General features: G+C 67.1%; 10 protein-coding genes. 2 read left to right on the forward strand and 8 right to left on the reverse strand.

Annotated elements, in window-relative coordinates; all coding sequences use genetic code 11:
- The first annotated feature begins 99 nt into the window (after window positions 1–99).
- The gene (locus tag ACYVBS_RS07060; RefSeq protein WP_460822720.1) at window positions 100–2,655 is read left to right on the forward strand and encodes a glycoside hydrolase family 3 protein; all 2,556 of its coding nucleotides are present in this window, start codon (window positions 100–102) and stop codon (window positions 2,653–2,655) included.
- Between the two features lie 129 nt (window positions 2,656–2,784).
- On the opposite strand, the gene glk is transcribed toward ACYVBS_RS07060, so the two are convergent.
- The 7 genes from glk to trxA all read right to left on the reverse strand — a co-directional run bounded on the left by glk (window position 2,785) and on the right by trxA (window position 10,955).
- Window positions 2,785–3,780: a glucokinase gene (gene glk / locus ACYVBS_RS07065; RefSeq protein WP_460822721.1), complete on the reverse strand. Its 996-nt coding sequence runs from the start codon at window positions 3,778–3,780 to the stop codon at window positions 2,785–2,787.
- A 287-nt stretch (window positions 3,781–4,067) separates the two neighbouring features.
- Entirely contained in the window at window positions 4,068–5,891 is a 1,824-nt protein-coding gene (locus ACYVBS_RS07070) for a DUF885 domain-containing protein (protein ID WP_460822722.1), read from the reverse strand.
- Between the two features lie 85 nt (window positions 5,892–5,976).
- Window positions 5,977–6,747 carry a queuosine precursor transporter gene (locus tag ACYVBS_RS07075; RefSeq protein WP_460822723.1) on the reverse strand — a complete coding sequence of 257 codons (771 nt, stop codon included), beginning with the start codon at window positions 6,745–6,747 and terminating at the stop codon, window positions 5,977–5,979.
- Window positions 6,747–7,421 carry a DUF502 domain-containing protein gene (locus ACYVBS_RS07080; RefSeq protein WP_460822725.1) on the reverse strand — a complete coding sequence of 225 codons (675 nt, stop codon included), beginning with the start codon at window positions 7,419–7,421 and terminating at the stop codon, window positions 6,747–6,749. The genes ACYVBS_RS07075 and ACYVBS_RS07080 overlap by 1 nt, the downstream gene beginning before the upstream one ends.
- A 19-nt stretch (window positions 7,422–7,440) precedes the next feature.
- On the reverse strand, window positions 7,441–9,459 hold the full coding sequence (locus ACYVBS_RS07085; RefSeq protein ID WP_460822727.1) for a serine/threonine-protein kinase: 2,019 nt from the start codon (window positions 9,457–9,459) through the stop codon (window positions 7,441–7,443).
- 66 nt (window positions 9,460–9,525) lie between these two features.
- Window positions 9,526–10,005: a DUF4442 domain-containing protein gene (locus tag ACYVBS_RS07090; RefSeq protein WP_460822728.1), complete on the reverse strand. Its 480-nt coding sequence runs from the start codon at window positions 10,003–10,005 to the stop codon at window positions 9,526–9,528.
- Window positions 10,006–10,082: 77 nt separating this feature from the next.
- A complete protein-coding gene (gene trxA / locus ACYVBS_RS07095) occupies window positions 10,083–10,955 on the reverse strand; it encodes a thioredoxin (RefSeq protein WP_460822729.1) in 873 nt (290 codons plus the stop codon).
- A gap of 100 nt (window positions 10,956–11,055) precedes the next feature.
- Between trxA and ACYVBS_RS07100 the strand changes: the two genes are divergently transcribed.
- Window positions 11,056–11,679: a DUF998 domain-containing protein gene (locus tag ACYVBS_RS07100; protein ID WP_460822730.1), complete on the forward strand. Its 624-nt coding sequence runs from the start codon at window positions 11,056–11,058 to the stop codon at window positions 11,677–11,679.
- 27 nt (window positions 11,680–11,706) lie between these two features.
- On the opposite strand, the gene ACYVBS_RS07105 is transcribed toward ACYVBS_RS07100, so the two are convergent.
- On the reverse strand, window positions 11,707–12,987 hold the full coding sequence (locus tag ACYVBS_RS07105) for a metal-dependent hydrolase family protein (protein WP_460822731.1): 1,281 nt from the start codon (window positions 12,985–12,987) through the stop codon (window positions 11,707–11,709).
- Window positions 12,988–13,071 lie beyond the last annotated feature (84 nt).

The raw sequence follows: 13,071 nt of genomic DNA on the forward strand, positions 1-13,071 counted from the left end.
TGGCCGGGGAACACGGGCTTTCCCGTGTTCCCCGGCCTTTCTGTTTTTGGGCTGCGACGCTCCGGGCGCGCCGCATGCCGCAATACCCTGGAGATGCCAGTGAATCTGATTCGCATGACCTTGTTGGGCGCCAGCATGCTGGCGTGCCTGTCCTGTACCACCACCCCGGCGCCGCGTCAGTCGTCGCCTTCCGCCGCGTCGGCCGGCGCCGCCCTGACCGATTGGCCGGCGCTGCGCAGTGGCATCACCCGGGATGCGGCCATCGAAGCCCGCGTGGCCGAGATCCTGGCCAGCATGACGTTGGCGCAGAAGGTGGGTCAGATGACCCAGGCGGAGATCAAGTCGATCACGCCGGACGAGGTGCGGCAGTACTACATCGGTTCGGTGCTCAACGGTGGCGGCTCATGGCCGGACAAGAACAAGCATGCGACGGTGGCCGATTGGCTATCGCTGGCGGATCGCTATTACGACGCGTCGGTGGCCAGCGATGCGAAGATTCCGGTGCCGGTGATCTGGGGCACCGATGCGATGCACGGCCACAGCAACATCCACGGCGCCACGCTGTTTCCGCACAACGTGGGGCTGGGCGCGGCGCATGACGTCGCGTTGATCGAGCAGATCGCCGCAGCAACGGCGCGAAGCGTGCGTGCGACGGGCATCCAGTGGGTGTTCGCGCCAGCGGTGGCGGTCGTCAAGGACACCCGTTGGGGGCGGTCCTACGAGAGTTTCTCCTCCGACGCCGCGCTGGTGCGCGATTACAGCGTTGCCTACGTGCTTGGGGCGCAGGACCGGTTCCGGGACGACGGCAACGTCGTGGCCACGGCCAAGCACTTCCTGGGCGATGGCGCTACCGAGAACGGCAAGGACCAGGGCCTGGCGCGGGTGACCCGTGCCGAGATGCTCAATGAGCATGCGCAGGGCTACTACGGCGCAATCGAGGCCGGCGTGCAGACGGTCATGGCTTCCTACAACAGTTGGACCGATGCCGACACGGGCGAGGAACACGGCAAGATGCACGGCGCCCGTCATCTTCTGACCGGTGCGTTGAAGGACAAGATGGGTTTCGACGGGTTCGTCATCGGTGACTGGAACGGCCACGGCCAGCTGCCGCGATGCACGAATGCCAGCTGCGCACCGGCGATCAACGCGGGCGTGGACATGATCATGGTGCCGGATGACTGGAAGGCGTTCATCGGCAACACGATTCGCCAGGTCGAGTCCGGCGAAATCACGCAGGCACGAATCGATGACGCCGTGACCCGCATCCTGCGGGTCAAGTTGCGCTCGGGCCTGTTTGGCCGCAAGCCATCGGCCAACCGCTACGCCGGCGATGCCGAGGCGCTGCAGCACCGGGACCTGGCCCGTCGCGCGGTTCGCGAGTCACTGGTTCTGCTCAAGAACGAAGGCGGCTTGCTGCCCATCCGCCGCGACCAGCGCGTGCTGGTGGTGGGCAAGGGTGCCGACAGCGTGCCGCTGCAGGCCGGTGGCTGGTCGCTCACGTGGCAGGGTACCGATACCACGAACGCGGATTTTCCAAACGCGGACACCATCCTGGCCGGCGTGCGCGAGGCCGTGGGCGAGGGCAATGTCGTTTACAGCGCTGACGGAAGCAGCGCCACGCAAGGCGGGTTCGATGTCGTGCTGGCCGTGATCGGTGAAACGCCCTACGCCGAGTACAACGGTGACATTGCGCCTTCGGACACAGTCGCCCACAGCCGTCAATATCCCGAAGACCTCGCGGTATTGCAGCGCGTGGCAACGGCCGGCAAGCCGGTGATCACCGTGTTGCTGTCGGGCCGTCCGCGTTACACCAACGACCTCATGAACCTGTCGCAGGTGTTTGTCGCAGCCTGGCTGCCGGGCACCGAGGGCAAGGGCGTGACCGACGTGCTGTTCGCCAAGCGCGGCAGCCGTGTCGCCCATGAGTTCCGCGGCTCTCTCGGATTCCCTTGGCCGGCAACGGCATGTCCGAATGCGAAGGCGGCGCCGTTGTTCCCGGTGGGGTACGGGCTTCGCCACGGCAGTGGCTCACAGCTGGGCACTTTGCCCGTCGATACCACCGCGGCCTGCGCGGAGGCGAGCGTGCTGCCGGTATTCAAGATGGCCGATATTCCGCCGTTCAACCTGCACGTCGCTGCCGGTGACGCAAGCCGGCCGGTGGGCGCGGACCTCAACCGCAGCTTCGAATTCCCGGCTGGCAAGCCGGCATTGCGCGTGCAGACCGTGCAGGTGAACACCCAGCAGGACGCCAAGCAGGTGACCTGGCTGGCGCCGGCGCGCTTTTACGCGGCCAATCCTGCGCGTAACAGCCTGATCTCCTTTGGCCGTGCCGATGCGGCGTTGCAGTTCGATGTTGTGGTGCATCAGCGTCCCAAGGCGCCGGTGTTGCTGTCGATGGGCTGTGGCGCGGGTTGTGGCGCCGATGTCGATCTGACCGCCACGCTCTCGGGTTATGCGATGGGCAGCAAGCACACGGTCAGGGTGCCACTGGCCTGCTTTGCCGACCGCGGGCTTAACCTCGGCGGTGTGGAAGTGCCCTTCTCGGTGTCGGCCACCGCGCCGTTCTCTGCCGCATTCACTGACATCAAGGTGGTGGCCGGTGCGGCCAAGCACGCCGATGCGGTGGCTTGCCCTTTGGCCAGCACGACACCTTGAAGGCTGCCGGCAGGGCCCGCCGTCTGGTGGGCCTTGTCATGGCGGAACTGCCGTCGCTGCGTGCGGCAGAAATGCAAAGGCCCCGCTTACCTGCGGGGCCTTCGCGTTTTCCGGTCCGGTGGACGGTGATCAGCGGGGCAGGGGAGACGCCTCGCGACGAGCGAGCGCTGCGGCGCCCAGCAACCCGGCTTGGGGATGCAATACCGCGACCGTGGGAACGTGGGACATCGCGGCCGAAAAGCGCCCCTTGTGCTCGAAGCGCTGGCGGAAACCCGAGTGCTGCAGCGCCGGCAGGATGCGCGGCACCAGGCCGCCGGTCAGGAACACGCCATCCCACGCGCCGAGGGTCAGCACCAGGTCGCCCGCAATCGCGCCGAACACCGCGCAATACACGTCCAGCGTGCGCAGGCAGCGTGCGTCACCTTCGGCGGCGCGGCGTGTCACGTCCGAGGGTTGCATGGGCCCCGGATCCTCGCCTGCGATTTCGCTGAGCGCACGATGGATGTTGACCAGCCCCGGCCCGCAGATGAGGCGTTCGTTGGACACGCGGCCAAACTGTTCCGACAACCGCTCCAGGATCTGGATTTCCTCGGGCGTACCGGGCGGGAAGCTGGCGTGGCCGCCTTCCGATTCCAGCGGGTGCGCAATGCCTTCGCGGATCATCAGGCCGCCGGCGCCAAGGCCGGTGCCGGGGCCGATCACCGCATAGGTGCGATGGTCGGCTCGCCCCGGTGGCATCCAAGTGGCGCCGCCGATCACCGCGACGTCGTCCGGCGTCAGCAGGGTGATCGCCATGGCCTGCGCGGCGAAATCATTGATCAACGCCAGCTCCTCGAAGCCGAGCATGGCGCGCGTGCGCGAACGCGAGATCACCCAGGGATGGTTGGTGATCCGGGCTTCGTCGCCGTCCACGCGACCTGCAACCGCGAACACACCGCGACTGGCTTCGCCCTCGATCAGTTGCAGGTAATGGCGGGCGGCGTCGGCCAGGGACGGGAAATCGGCCACCGAGAACTCGCGGACGCTGTCCATCGCCAGCGGCGGATCATCGGCACCGCCGCCCGACAAGGCGAACCGCGCGTTCGTGCCCCCGATATCCGCCAGCAGGATGCCTGTGCGGCTCATGGCGTCCCCAGGGGCGGAACGCCCGGGATCATCCGCTGACGGCCGGCAATAGGCAGGGGCAGGGGCGCGTGAGTGGATGGGGCCATGGGCGTGTGTGCGAATGGCTCGGGCGGCAGCCCGGCACAGTGGAAGTCCCCTGAGTTTGCCTTGTCTTGCAGGAAATTGACAGCGCTGGACAAAGGCCCTGCGGCGCGCGGGCCATCCCTGGTCACACAGGCGCTTCCGCAGCCTGAAATGCAGAAGGGCCGGCATGGCCGGCCCCCCGCAATCACCCGATCGTGCAGGCTTCAACCCCGTTGGGCTGCGATCCAGCGGTCGACCTTGCGCTCCAAGACCGACAGCGGCACCGCACCGTCCTTCAGGACCTCGGCGTGGAAGGCGCGCACGTCGAAACGGGCGCCCAATTCGCGTTCGGCCCGCGCACGCAGTTCCTTGATCTTCAGTTCGCCCATCTTGTACGCCAGCGCCTGGCCGGGAATGGCCATGTAGCGCTCGGCCTCCGCAGTGGCCTGCGTTTCACTTTCGGCCGAGTTGTCGAGCATGTACTTGATCACCTGCTCGCGGGTCCAGCCCTTGCTGTGCAGGCCGGTGTCCACCACCAGCCGGATTGCACGCCATAGCTCGTTCTGCAGGTAGCCGAAGTAGTCGTACGGATCGGTGTAAACGCCCAGGTCCTTGCCCAGCGACTCCGCATACAAGCCCCAGCCTTCCGAGAAGGCGGTTTCGCCACCAAAGCGGCGGAACTTTGGCAGGTCGGTCAGTTCCTGCTGCAACGCGATCTGGAAGTGGTGGCCCGGGATCGCCTCATGCAGGTACAGGTCCTCGGCGTCCCACGTCTTGCGCGTGGGCAGGTCGTAGGTATTGACGTAGAAAATGCCCGGGCGCGTGCCGTCCTCGCTCGGACTCATGTAGGAGCCACCGGCCGCGGACTGAGCGCGGAACGGTTCGACCGGGCGGATCTCGAACGGGGCCTTGGGCAACAGCGAGAACTGCTCGGGGATTTTCGCGTTGATCTTTGCCTCCAGACCGCGATAGTGCGCGAGCAGCGCTTCCTCGCTATTGAAGCTGAAGCGCTTGTCGGTCTGCATGAACTTGAAGAAGGCCTGCAGGTCGCCCTTGAATCCCACTTCCGCGATCAGCTTGCGCATTTCGCCGTGGATGCGCGCCACCTCGTCCAGGCCGATCTGGTGGATCTGGGCCGGGGACAGGTCGGTAGTGGTGGACGTGCGCGCGTTGAAGGCGTACCAGGCGTCGCCGTCGGGCAGCGCGCTCATGCCCGCCGTGGTGCGGGTGCCGGGCATGTACTCGTCCTTGATGAAGCTGCGCAGGCGCTTGTAAGCCGGCAGCAGTTCACCCTCGATCATCTGGCGGTATTCGGCCGTGATGCGCGCCTTGTCGGCATCGGAGAACGAGGCCGGCAGGTTCTTCACTGGCATCCAGAACAGCGTGTCGTCGGCCTTGGCCTTGATCAGGGCATCCAGCTGCGGCAACACCTTCACCATCAGCGCGCGGGGCTGCACCACGCCGCTCTTCATGCCCTCGCGGCTGTTGGCAATGGCCTGGTCGAAGAGTTCGGGGATGCGCGCGCCGCGCTTGCGCCAGTTGTCGTAGTCCTGCACCGTCTTGAACGGCTGCGCCCCCGTGCCCGAGCCCAGCTGCACCGCCATCGCGGCGAAGTTGTAGAACTGGTTGATCGGCTGCTGCCAACCCGGGAAGCGGTCGCCTTCCAGCGACAGCTTTGCGTCGCGCACGAAGATCTCGTAGCTGAGCAGGTCCTGGCCTGTCAGTCCCTCGGCGCCGATCGACTCGATGGTCTTGAGCCAGCGCTCGGTAAACGCCCGTGCCTGCGCCCGGTAGTCGGCGGAGTAGAAGTTGGGCAGCTGGTCGTTGTAGCGGGGGTCGCCCTGGAACGTGGCCGCGAGCGGATTGAGCTTGAGTTGCTCTTCCCAGTACTGCTCATACAGCGCAGTCAGTCGCGTGGCCTTGTCCTGCGCGGGGGCGGTCTGCGCCGGCGCCGTGGCGGACGGTGCGGTCGGCGCGGTGGCGCAGCCGGCCAGCGTGGCGGCCAGGGCCAATGTCAGCAGCGAAAGATGGGGCAGGCGGTGCAGCATGGGTGGCTCCGGCTCGGGGTGAATGCCCCAGAGCCTCGCCCGCCTCCGGCCCTCACGGCATGGGCCAAAGGTCATCCACCCGCGTTCAGGCCGCGGCTTCCGCCCTCAGCTGGTCCGCACGCGCGTGCCCCAGATAGCGGACGATGGCAGCACGCATCAGGTAGATCAGGGGAATCAACGCGATGGCCGCGACCATCTTGTACAGGTAGTTGACCGTGCTCACCGCCATGAAAAGCGACATCGACCATTTCTGTGGTCCCAGCACGAAGGCGATGTAGAGCACCACGAAGCTGTCCACCAGTTGTGACACCGCCGTCGAGCCAGTGGCGCGCAGCCACACGAAACGCTCGCCGGTGGCATGGCGGATGCGGTGGAACACCGCCACGTCGATCAACTGGCCGATGATGAAGGCGACGAGCGAACCTGCAATGGTCCACAGGCCCTGCCCGAACACCGCGGCGAACGCGGCCTGGTAGTCCGGGACACCCTGCGCCTGCGCGGCGCCTACCCACCAGCCCGCGGGTGCCAGCGCGATGGCCGCAAACGCGAACGCGAAGCCGTAGACGATCAGCCCCGCGGCGATCCACGAGATCATGCGCACGCCACGACGACCGTAGAACTCGTTGACCACGTCGGTCATCAGGAACACCACCGGCCATAGCAATGTGCCAGCGGTGAAGCTCAGCGATCCGCTCTGGCCGAACAGGTTCCATTCGAACGGCTGCAGGCCCAGGGTGTCCTCGAGGGCGAAGATCTTGACCCCGATGAATTCGGCCAATGCCGCATTGACGCAGAAGAAGGCCGCCAGCCCGACGAACAGCCGGGTGGCCCGGTCGCCAAGCACGTGGCCTGACATCAACCCGCGTCCGCGGCGGTCTGTGGTACCGAAAACGGAATCGTCTCCGGCGAAACTGCGCCGCCCGAGATGATGAAGCTCATGGCCTGGTCGACGGTCCAGTCGGTGGGAGTGATCTTCTCCACCGGCACGATCTCGAGGTAGCCCGAGGTCGGATTGGGCGTGGTCGGCACGTACACCGCCGCCAGCTCGCGCCCGGTACCTTGCTCGCGCAGCACGCGGGTGACAAAGCCAATGGACTTCATCTCGGTGTGCGGGAAGTCGATCAGCACCACGCGTTGCGTGCCATCGGGCTTGGTCTGCAGGATGTCCAGGAGCTGACGAGCGCTGCCGTAGATGATGTTCGCGAACGGCACGCGCTGAATGAGGGATTCGAACCAGCGCAACAGCCTCTGGCCGAAAACGCGCCGTGCCATCAGCCCCGACAGCAGGATCACGGCGAGGGTGGCCAGCAGTGCAATGCCGTACTGCACCCACGGCTCCACCAGCCAGTTCAAGGTGGCCGGGTAAGTCAGGGCGAGGTCTTCAAGCAATGGCGTCGTGAACGGGTGGCTGATGTCGGACAACAGCACGAAGACGAACTTGACGACGACCCACGTCAGCCAGATCGGCAGGAGGGTCAGCAGGCCGGTGATGAACAGCCGTTGCAGGGTGGGTTTGCGCATGGGCGCCATTGTATAGGCGCCCAGACGGCTAGAGCTCGCGCAACAATCGGAAGCCCACGTCGTCGTAGCCGCGATCAGCCATGAGCGGGCGATTGGCTTGCTTGCTGCGCCAGGACGGCCCCAATGCGACGCGGCGCGAGCAGTTGGTCCCGCAATCGGCGGACCACAGCGACATCGCCCGGTTGCCGGTTTGGGCGTCCAGGGACCCCGCCTCCCCGGAGGAGGGCAAGCGGTAGCGGTGCCCGGTCTGCTGACTGCGCCAGCGTGCATACGCCTCCGCATCCGCCACGGACACGCAGACCACCGGGGCGCTGTCGGACTGGGCAAAGCCGGGTTCGCGCCAGGATCGCGGTTTGATGACGCGTAGGACCGAAATCCGCTCGCGGCAAAGCGTCTCCTTGCGTCCGGTTGCGCGCGCGAACCGTTGGTAATCGCCCACCGTTACCGGCTTGCTGGCCAACGCCACGCGGTTGCGTCCGACGACACTTCCGGCAGGATCACCCGGCACGCGTTGTCCCGCCGCAGGCACGGCATCGGCGCGGTCCACCAGTGCCTTCACCGTGGCCGCGGGCAAGCCGATGTCGCGGGCCAGTATCGCCGTGGCACGCGCACCCGGGTGGTCCACGCGGGTCTCGCTCGCCCGCATGCGCACGTCGATGGCCTTGCCTGCCTGCTTCATGGCATCCCGGTGGCCCGGCGACGTCATTGATCCGGTCTGCTCGCCCAACTGGTGCATCGCGGCCATGAATTCGCGCGCCTTGGCGTCGTCCCCGCTGCGGATGGCGGACGCCGCCTTCGCACCCAAGGCCATCGTCAGGGCATCCAGCACTTCGGCCACCTGTTGGCTGGACGGATCCAGGCGCCAGGCGGCCAACGCGCTGGCCCGCGCGTTGTCGTCCACCGGCTCCAGGAGTTTGCTTTCGCCCAATTGCCTGCGCGCATCCTCCAGCGCCGCCTGCAATGGCGCCTCTGGCAGCGGGCGCAGCATCGGGGCGACGGCGTCTTGCGCGGCCTCGGTCGGGGTGTCGGACGACGGTGCGCCCAAGGTCAGGAAGCCGTCGCTATTCTCGCGACCGCCGCCCAGCGCGAAGGCGATGCCGACCGAGACCGCAAGCGCGGCCATCGCTCCGGCCCACACGCCGGGCCGCCTGCGCACGACCTGACCCGCGCGCGCGGCACGGTCACGCAGTCGCGTCCACACCGGCCAACCGTGGCGACGCTCGATGAGGTCCAGCGCCGCCGACATCTCCGCCACATTGGCAAAACGGTCCTGAGGCGATTTGGCCAAGGCCCGGTTCATGAAGCCCTGCCAGTGGCGCAAGGCGGGCGGCAGCTTCGGGATGGGGTCCTGGGCGTGCATGACGGCCATCGACAGCGCGTCCGCCGCCCGGTAGGGCAGCAAGCCGGTGAGCATTTCCCACGTCAGTACACCCAGGCTGTAAAGGTCGGCGCGACCGTCGACATCCTCTCCGCGGGCCTGCTCGGGCGCCATGTAAGCGGTGCTGCCGACCGCAAGCCCGGCCGAGGTTACGCGAGCCCCGAAGCCGCGCCGCAGTGCGATGCCGAAATCGGCCAGCAGCGGCTGGTCGGCTTCGTCGAAGAGTACGTTCTCGGCCTTGACGTCCCGGTGGACCACGCCGCGCGAGTGCGCATAGTCGAGGGCCGAAAGCAGCGCGCGCAGCGTGGCGATGATGCGGGCTTCATCGCCCACGTAATTGCGCCGGCCGAGGTGGCCGCGCGAAAGGTGCGGCATGGTGTAGTAGGGCAGGCCGGTCGACGTACGACCCACGTCGTGGATACGCACCACGTGCGGGTGCTCCAGCCGGGCGATGGTGCGGACTTCGTTCTCGAAACGGCGTCGGCTGACTTCGTCGGCGAGGGCGTGGGGTGCCATCACCTTGATCGCGACCTCGCGGCCCAGCGCGATCTGCTCGCCCAGGTAGACGGACGACATGCCACCCCGGTTGATCAGACGGATCACCTTGAAGCCGCGAATCTCCGGCAGCGGCGCATCTGCGTCGGTCTGATTGATCGAAGTGCTGGTCATCACGGCCCCCTGTGGCGGCCCGAGCATACCCCAGTCCGCTGACAACCGCGCATGCGCGCCCGCCGTTCAGGCCTGGTCGCGAGCGGCCTCGTCGGGTCGGTGTTCAGGTTTGCGACGCACGTACAGTTGCTTGCGGATCCGGGCCACCACTTCGCCGCGTGCGTCCACGACATCGGTGGAAAACCAATGCAGGTGCTTGTCGCCGTCCGCGGTGGCGCGTTGGATGTCGTCGAGGACGTCGGATGTGAGGTCGAAGTCCGCGCGCACGACCCCGCGTCCAGGCTTGATGAACTCGATCGAGCCCTCCTTGTCCCAGACGTAGTACTCGCGCCCCAGGGCGTTCATGGCGAGCAACATCCAGAACGGGTCGGTCATCGCGAACAGGCTGCCGCCGAAGTGCGTGCCGACGTAGTTGCGATTCCACGGGCGCATCCGCAGCTCCACCCGGGCATGCCGGAAGTCGTCCGACAGCGCGGTGACGTGGATGCCGGCAAACAGGAAGGGGGGCCACCAGTTCAGGCCGTGGCGCAGCAGGCGAGCATTCATCGGGCAGGGGCGTATGGCAGGGCGGCTAGCGTGCCATACGCATGCGTACAGTCAAGGGGGTGATCCGACGGGCGGCCTCAGAACAGCAGCGAGGCCATCTTGCGGCGATAACGGCCCACCAGGTCTTCGTCCTCGATGACGCGGAAGGCGTCGATCAACGCCTTGCGGGGCAGACCATCGTCGAAATTGCGGTCACGGCGCAGCATCTCGAGGAAAGCCTCCAGGGCCTGCTCCGAGTCGCCCGCGACAAGGTGCTGGACGCCCAGCAGGTGCCAGGAGCGGAGGTCGTCGGGATTGGCGGCGACGGCGGCGTTGAGTGCGGGGACGGCCGGCGCGCCCTTCAGCGCAGTGGCAAAACCCAGACGGGCACGGGCGCGGACGGCGCGGTCATCCGTGGACAGGTTGGCGGGCAGCGCGTCGAGCAGCTGTTCTGCTTCCTCGGCGGCGCCGGTCTTGAGCAGCGCAAGCGCCAGGTCCAGCTTGAGTTCGTCGCGCTCTGGGGCCTCGGCCACTTCATGCCGCAGGCGTGCCACCTCGGCATGCGGGTCGAGGGGCGCCGCGGCCTCGGCTTCGTCCGAGGGCGCGATCGCTTCGGCAGGCTCCACGCCGTGGTGCTTCAGGAACTCCCGCAGCTGGCCTTCCGGCAGCGCACCCGGGAAGCCATCCACGACCTGCCCGTCCTTGACCAGGAACACGGTCGGGATGGATCGCACCTGGAACGCGGCGGCCAGTTCCTGCTGCTTGTCCACGTCCACCTTCGCCAACACGAACGCGCCGTTGTAGTCGGACGCCAGCTTTTCCAGGATCGGTCCCAGTTGCTTGCACGGACCGCACCATTCGGCCCAGAAGTCGATCAGCACCGGTGTCTGCAGCGACTTCTGCAGCACCTCCATTTCGAAGGTTTCGGCGGTGGCATCGAATACGTGGGCGGCGGGGGCGTTGGCAGTCATTGCGTGGCTCTCGGCAGGTTCTTCGGCACAGATGGGGGCGGGCGGGGCACCATGCAACCGGGAAGCGGTCGGTTGGGTGCGGGCACGCTAGCATGCACGCATGAATCGACCGTTGTTGGCCCACAGTGCCGCCCCCTCCGCGTGGCTTGCCGCGCTGCTTTGCCTGGCGAGCCTTATTGGCTTCGCACTGCTGCTGCCGGGTTACGTGCACGGCTTGATGCCCGTCGGCCTGCTGGGGGGCCAGGGCGTGCCGCGGGCGCAGGCGTTCAACGTGCTGGGCTTCATCGTGCCGGGCGCCCTGCTGGCGTGGAGCGCGTCCGGGCTTCGTGCGGCGTTGGTCGCAGGATCTGGGTCGACAGGTGCGGGGGCGCCGGCAGGGTGGGCCGCGCGGATTGGTGCCAGCCTGTGGTTGTTGTCGGCGATGGCATTCGCGGCGCAGGGCGTCTGGCCGCTGGATCCCCACGATCTGGACGGTGCGACCAGCCAGCGTCACGCGAGCATGTGGACGCTGTGGTGGATCGCCTTCATCCCGGGCGCGCTGTTGATGGCCGCCGGGCTGTGGCGATCGCGACGCGTCCCGGCCGCGTGGGCCTTGGGCACCGGCACACTGGTGCTGCTGTTCGCGGCGCTGCCGCCGTGGTTGTTGTCCGGGCCGGTCGCCCAGCGCGTCGCGCTTCTCGCCTGGTTCCTGGCCTACGTGATGGTGGCGCGGTCGCTACGCTGAGCGAGCCGCGCCACGGCTATTTCGCGATCAGGGCTGGCGGTAGACCTTGCCGTCCTTCATCACGAAATCGACCTTCATCACCGTGCCGATGTCCTGCAGCGGATTGCCGGGGACGGCGACGATATCGGCGCGCTTGCCGGTTTCGATCACGCCCTGGTCGTCCACGCCCAGCACTTCGGCGGCGCGGATCGTGGCGGCCTGCAACGCCACCGCTGCCGGGATGCCGGCCTCCACCATGTAGACGAACTCGCGTGCGTTGTCGCCGTGCGGGCCCACGCCCATGTCGGTGCCGAAGGCGATCTTCACCCCAGACTTGTATGCCTTGCCCGCGGTCTGCTGGATCAACGCGCCAATGCGCGCGGCCTTGGGACGGACCACTTCAGGGAAGTAGCCGTCCTGCTTGGCCTTTTCCGCCACGAAGCGGCCGGCATAGATCGTGGGGACATACCACGTCCCCTTCTGCTTCATCAGCGAAAAGACTTCGTCGGTCATGTAGGTGCCATGCTCGATGGTGGTCACCCCGCCGAGGACCGCACGCTTGATGCCTTCCGCGCCGTGAGCATGGGCGGCGACGCGGTAGCCGTAGTCGCGGGCGGTGTCGACGATGGCCTTGACCTCGTCGACGGTGAACTGCGGCGCATCGCCAGACTTGGCGTAGGACAGCACGCCACCGGTGGCGGTGATCTTGATGACGTCGCTGCCTTCCTTGTAACGCTGGCGCACGGCCTGGCGCGCATCGTCGGTAGAGTTGATGACGCCCTCGGTCGGGCCCGGCGGGCCGATCAGGTGGGCGAGCACGCTGTTGACGCCATTGGTCGGGTCGGCATGGCCGCCGGTGGTGGCGATGGACTTGCCCGCGGCCCAGATGCGCGGGCCATCGACCAACCCCTGGTTGATGGCGTCGCGCAGGTGCGGTGCCACTTCGCCGCCCAGGTCCCGGACGCTGGTGAAGCCGGCCATCAACGTCTTCTTGGCGTAATCCACCGAGCGGAACGCGAAGTCCACCTCATCCAGACGGAATCCTTCGGAATAGCTCTGCGGGCTGGACTGGCTGGCCATGTGCACGTGCAGGTCGGTCCAGCCGGGCGTGCAGGTGTGGCCGGAGAGGTCGACAGTGCGCGCGTCGGGCACGGTGGCGCCACCGGGCAGCACGTCAGCCACCTTGCCGTCGCGGACCACCACGGTGCGCGGACCCGTCAGCTTACCGCTGCGCGCGTCGAACACGTCGCCGCACTGGAGGGCGGTCGTGGTGGCCGCGGCCGGCAACGCGGCCATCATCAGCATCAGCGTGGACAGGCAATAGCGCATGGCAAAAGTTCCCCCGGGAATAATCGTCCGACTCTAGCCCGGGTCACGCTCCGTGCCTCTAGGCCATTGGTTGGGGGTGGTTCT

The sequence above is a fragment of the Lysobacter olei genome (assembly GCF_054777355.1).

Bases quoted from the DNA above. Each gene is read 5' to 3' on its own strand.
- ACYVBS_RS07105 (WP_460822731.1), bottom strand. From the start codon at position 12,987: ATGCGCTATTGCCTGTCCACGCTGATGCTGATGATGGCCGCGTTGCCG.
- ACYVBS_RS07085 (WP_460822727.1), bottom strand. From the start codon at position 9,459: ATGACCAGCACTTCGATCAATCAGACCGACGCAGATGCGCCGCTGCCG.
- ACYVBS_RS07090 (WP_460822728.1), bottom strand. From the start codon at position 10,005: ATGAATGCTCGCCTGCTGCGCCACGGCCTGAACTGGTGGCCCCCCTTC.
- trxA (WP_460822729.1), bottom strand. From the start codon at position 10,955: ATGACTGCCAACGCCCCCGCCGCCCACGTATTCGATGCCACCGCCGAA.
- ACYVBS_RS07075 (WP_460822723.1), bottom strand. From the start codon at position 6,747: ATGTCAGGCCACGTGCTTGGCGACCGGGCCACCCGGCTGTTCGTCGGG.
- ACYVBS_RS07080 (WP_460822725.1), bottom strand. From the start codon at position 7,421: ATGGCGCCCATGCGCAAACCCACCCTGCAACGGCTGTTCATCACCGGC.
- glk (WP_460822721.1), bottom strand. From the start codon at position 3,780: ATGAGCCGCACAGGCATCCTGCTGGCGGATATCGGGGGCACGAACGCG.
- ACYVBS_RS07100 (WP_460822730.1), top strand. From the start codon at position 11,056: ATGAATCGACCGTTGTTGGCCCACAGTGCCGCCCCCTCCGCGTGGCTT.
- ACYVBS_RS07070 (WP_460822722.1), bottom strand. From the start codon at position 5,891: ATGCTGCACCGCCTGCCCCATCTTTCGCTGCTGACATTGGCCCTGGCC.